6 protein-coding genes and 1 pseudogene are annotated in these 4,026 nt (G+C 27.7%); 5 read left to right on the plus strand and 2 right to left on the minus strand.

The window, feature by feature from the left end; genetic code table 11:
• Window positions 1–166 precede the first annotated feature (166 nt).
• Window positions 167–514, minus strand: coding sequence for a hypothetical protein (locus tag HMPREF9129_RS09805; RefSeq protein WP_040553129.1), 348 nt, complete (start codon window positions 512–514; stop codon window positions 167–169).
• Window positions 515–724: 210 nt separating this feature from the next.
• Between HMPREF9129_RS09805 and HMPREF9129_RS12085 the strand changes: the two are divergent.
• The 3 genes and pseudogenes from HMPREF9129_RS12085 to HMPREF9129_RS09815 all read left to right on the plus strand — a co-directional run.
• Window positions 725–928, plus strand: a pseudogene (locus HMPREF9129_RS12085) (peptide deformylase); the annotation flags it as partial.
• Between the two features lie 65 nt (window positions 929–993).
• Window positions 994–1,062, plus strand: coding sequence for a peptide deformylase (locus HMPREF9129_RS12915; protein WP_442512528.1), 69 nt, complete (start codon window positions 994–996; stop codon window positions 1,060–1,062).
• A 28-nt stretch (window positions 1,063–1,090) separates the two neighbouring features.
• On the plus strand, window positions 1,091–1,408 hold the full coding sequence (locus HMPREF9129_RS09815; RefSeq protein ID WP_040553132.1) for a TIGR04076 family protein: 318 nt from the start codon (window positions 1,091–1,093) through the stop codon (window positions 1,406–1,408).
• 31 nt (window positions 1,409–1,439) lie between these two features.
• On the opposite strand, the gene HMPREF9129_RS09820 is transcribed toward HMPREF9129_RS09815, so the two are convergent.
• On the minus strand, window positions 1,440–2,123 hold the full coding sequence (locus tag HMPREF9129_RS09820; RefSeq protein WP_040553135.1) for an endolytic transglycosylase MltG: 684 nt from the start codon (window positions 2,121–2,123) through the stop codon (window positions 1,440–1,442).
• A gap of 170 nt (window positions 2,124–2,293) precedes the next feature.
• On the opposite strand from HMPREF9129_RS09820, the gene HMPREF9129_RS09825 reads away from it, so the two are divergent.
• The gene (locus tag HMPREF9129_RS09825) at window positions 2,294–3,154 is read left to right on the plus strand and encodes an RluA family pseudouridine synthase (RefSeq protein WP_257009275.1); all 861 of its coding nucleotides are present in this window, start codon (window positions 2,294–2,296) and stop codon (window positions 3,152–3,154) included.
• A gap of 1 nt (window position 3,155) precedes the next feature.
• The gene (locus tag HMPREF9129_RS09830; RefSeq protein ID WP_004823203.1) at window positions 3,156–3,800 is read left to right on the plus strand and encodes a hypothetical protein; all 645 of its coding nucleotides are present in this window, start codon (window positions 3,156–3,158) and stop codon (window positions 3,798–3,800) included.
• Window positions 3,801–4,026: the final 226 nt, after the last annotated feature.

Here is a 4,026-nt window from a genome sequence, read left to right on the forward strand (position 1 = left end):
AAAGGATTATGAAAATTATATTGTACAAAAATATAAACTAAAAAATAAAGAAATTTTCTAATAATATGTATAATAATCTATTTATTTGCTGAAAAACTCCGGTTGGCTTTTCTATATCTTGCCAAATTATAAAATTAATAAATTTTTTCATTAAAATACCTCAAATTTAATTGCGATACAACTCTGTTCCATAGTGTTCAGATGAAAAGTTAGAATCTAAAAAAATTGAAAAGAAAGGTACCATTTTATTATAGTTATCATCAGCTTGTATAGGTTTAGGTAGATTTAAAATGAACTCTATAAATTCTTTGCTGACATCACCGACAATTACAGTTTCAAATTCAGACTCTTCATTTTTTATTTTTCCAAAAGATAGTGCTTGAGATATAGCATATTCTTCATCTTTAAAACAACGTATTTCAAATTTACGACTGCAAAGCAAGTAATGTTTTATTATAGATTTGTAAACTTCGTTGGTACTATATTTCCAATAATCAAAGGGAATAGATTTCATAATAAACACCTCTTTGTAAATATTATATAAATCACAAAATAATATGCAAGTGGATGTAAGCTATATTGAAGAAAACGAGATTTGATTTTTAACGACTTTGTATTAATATTAAAAGTACTAAGGAAGGGAATATGAGGTTTCATGATTAGAAAAATAGTTAAAGATACTTTATTTTTGAGATAAAAATCTGAAAGGGCAACTAAGGAAGATGTTCAAATAATAGAGGATTTAAGAGATACATTAAAAGCTAATAGCGATAGGTGCGTTGGTATGGCGTCTAATATGATAGGTTATAAAGAGAATATTATAATTGTGCCTATGGAAAGGGTGGATGTAGTTATGATAAATCCAACTATAAAAGCTAAATCAAAACCTTATGAAACAGAAGAGGGGTGTCTATCACTTGGGGGATAGAAAAACTATGCTATATGAAAATATAGAAGTGATGTATGAAGACATAAATTTCAAGAAGAAAACTAATATACAGTGGATTTATAGCACAAATTATACAGCATGAAATAGACCATCTTGATGGAATACTAATATGATTAAGTAATTTATAAAGAGGAAATTGATATGAACAAATGTAGAATTACAGTTATGAAAATTGTGAGACACGAAGATTTGATAGAAAAATATGAAAATCCAATAGAAAATGCTTGTGATATGAAAGAAGGACAGGTATTTATATCCAATGGTTGGGAAAAACCAGAGGGTATGTGTGAAAGTGCATGGCAAAGTATGTCTGCTTTTGTTATGACACTGGCTCATGGTGGAAAAAATATTTATAACGGATGGATGAAAAATGAAAAGTCGGCTATGATTTCTTGTAATGACGGGTTTCGTCCGGTTAGTTTTTTGATAGAAGCATTAGATGAAGATGTTGATGAATAAAAAAGCCCAGCTAGTTATAAGCTGGGTTTTACTATTTTTGATCTAATGTTTGGCTGGTTAATTTTTCTATTATTTTAATTACTTTTGATGGAGTTGATATAGTGTATTTGCCGGCTTTAAAACTATTTTCAACACCAAGTTCTTTGCATTGTTGGTCAAATGCTTCTTCTGATTTTATAGCACCAATGCTCAAAAGTTTTTTACCTACAGCTTGAGCATTTTCTCCTTCAACTATTTCAAAATCATATTCTCTATAAGATGAATTTGTAAGGGTCATTAGTGTATCTAAAATTTTAGAATCTTTTTTAAACGAATATGTTCCGCTGACAAAGGAATTGTAAAGTCCCATATCATTAACCATAACTTTAAAAACTTCTGTATCTTGTATCAATCCTTTTTCTAATAAAGAGTTTGCAATTGAATCTACAGGTTCATTTTCGGATATGTTTATAGTGACATTATCTTTTTTATCTTCTACTACAACAGGAATAGGAGATTCTAAAGGGTCACCATTCTTAGTGGCAATTATATCACTTTTGATTTTTCTTATTTCATCAACTATAGAAAATTCTGCATCAGTTCGTGTTGTACTCTCTACATATAGAGCATCATATCTCCATTTTATAATCAATATTAATATAGAAAGAACCAGAATTAAAATTATCAATTTTAAAATCCTATGAAAAAAATCTGCTATATTTCTAAATATGTTCAATTTGAATTAATCCTCTTTTCTAAAATATTTATGTTATCATTATAACAGAAATATACAGAGGGTGGAAATATGCAAACTATTTTAATAAACAAGAATGATGCAGGGCAGAGAATAGATAGATTTTTAAAAAATATTTTGAAAAATCTAATTTATCTTTTATATATAAAAATTTGAGAAAGAAAAATATAGTTGTAAACGGGAAAAAAGTAATACCTGAATTTGTATTAAATGAGGGTGACAAGATAGAAATGTACTTGAGTGATGAAACCATAAAGAAATTTCAAGCTGGGGAGAAAAATTTAAAGAGAGGCAAAAATTATCCGATGGTAATTTATGAAGATGAAAATATAATATTGATGAATAAACCTTCGGGGATTCTATCTCATAACGATTCTAAAGAGTTTGAAAAAAATATGGTAGATATGATGATAGATTATTTAATTGTAAAAGGAGATTATATTCCGAGAATAGAAAACTCTTTTAGACCAGCAATTTGTAATAGACTTGATAGAAATACTTCAGGGATAATTATTGGGGCAAAAAATGCAAATAGTTTGAGAATTTTAAATGACTCAATAAGGAATCATAGAGTAGATAAATTCTACACAACTCTTGTGCTTGGTGAAGTAAAAAATGATTTTGAAGATGTAAGTAAATTATTAAAAGATGAAAAGACAAACAAAGTTAGGGTTTCAAAGACAGAGGGAAAAGAATCCATAACGGAATTTAAAGTGATTAAATCCGGAGAGTATTCTCTATTATCTGTAAAACTTATAACTGGAAGGACACATCAAATAAGGACTGTATTAAAGTCTAAAGGATTTCCAATTGTTGGGGATATGAAATACGGAGAGGAGAGAGTGAATAGAAGATTTATGGAAAAATATGGATATAAATCTCAATTTTTACACAACAATAAAATTGTTTTTAAAGATATGCCTGCGGAATTAAATTATTTAAGTGATAAGGAGTTTGAAGTTAAGCTTCCGGAGAAAGAGGAAAGAATTTTAAAAGATATTTTTGGTGAGTAATATGAACTATGCTATATATTCTAATTTTGGAGAATTTAATGATACTGTAGAAAAAAGAGTTTTAGAAGAAATAAATTCAGGTAGGAAAGTAACTTATATTTTGCCAACTAAAAATGCTGCAATACAATATAGAAATTATTACGTGAATAAATTGGGTGGTATATCGGATTTAGATTTTGTAGGACTGGACTCTCTTAGAAAAATATCCACAAGTAAAAAAGTATTGGATAGAAGTTTGAAAAAATATTTTGTAAAGAATATTTTGAAGAATGGAAAATTTGAAAGTTTATATTTTAGCGGAGGAATGGTAAGCGCAATTTCCACACTTATAGCACTTGGGCGAGAAAGTTTAGTTGATTCTACTCTTTTTGAAAATGCTTCTGAAAATTTTCTAAAAGAAGTTGGCGAAGTTTATAAAAAATATGAAGATTTTATATCTAATTCTAAATACACGGATTTAACTGATATAGAAAGTTTTAAATCTGAAACTGGACTTGTTGTATTTGATGGATTTTATTCTATGAAAAAAGCTGATATAAAATTCATTGAAAAGATAGCCAATTCTCATGAAGTTATATTTAACATTCCATACTTATTAATAGATATCAATTATACTGAAAAATTAGTTGATAGACTTAAAAAATAGGTTTTGAAATAAGAAGAGATGAGCCGAAAAAAAGAGTTTTAGATGTTATAGAAGAATTGAAATCTGAGGAAAGATTGAAATTTGCAAATGTAAAAAGTGATAGAGAAAATGAGGTTCTATTTAAATTTTTAAAGAGAGATTTGCTAGCTGGGAAAAGAGCTGATGTAATAACTCTATCCGATGTAAAAAATATAAGACAATTAGAAAATATTGAAAACCTAAAACT

Origin of the sequence: Peptoniphilus indolicus ATCC 29427 (assembly GCF_000227315.1) — a bacterium.
Classification (GTDB): Bacteria; Bacillota; Clostridia; order Tissierellales; family Peptoniphilaceae; genus Peptoniphilus; species Peptoniphilus indolicus.

Coding starts and splice junctions, on each gene's coding strand:
- HMPREF9129_RS09805 (WP_040553129.1), bottom strand. CDS start 514: ATGAAATCTATTCCCTTTGATTATTGGAAATATAGTACCAACGAAGTT.
- HMPREF9129_RS09815 (WP_040553132.1), top strand. CDS start 1,091: ATGAACAAATGTAGAATTACAGTTATGAAAATTGTGAGACACGAAGAT.
- HMPREF9129_RS09830 (WP_004823203.1), top strand. CDS start 3,156: ATGAACTATGCTATATATTCTAATTTTGGAGAATTTAATGATACTGTA.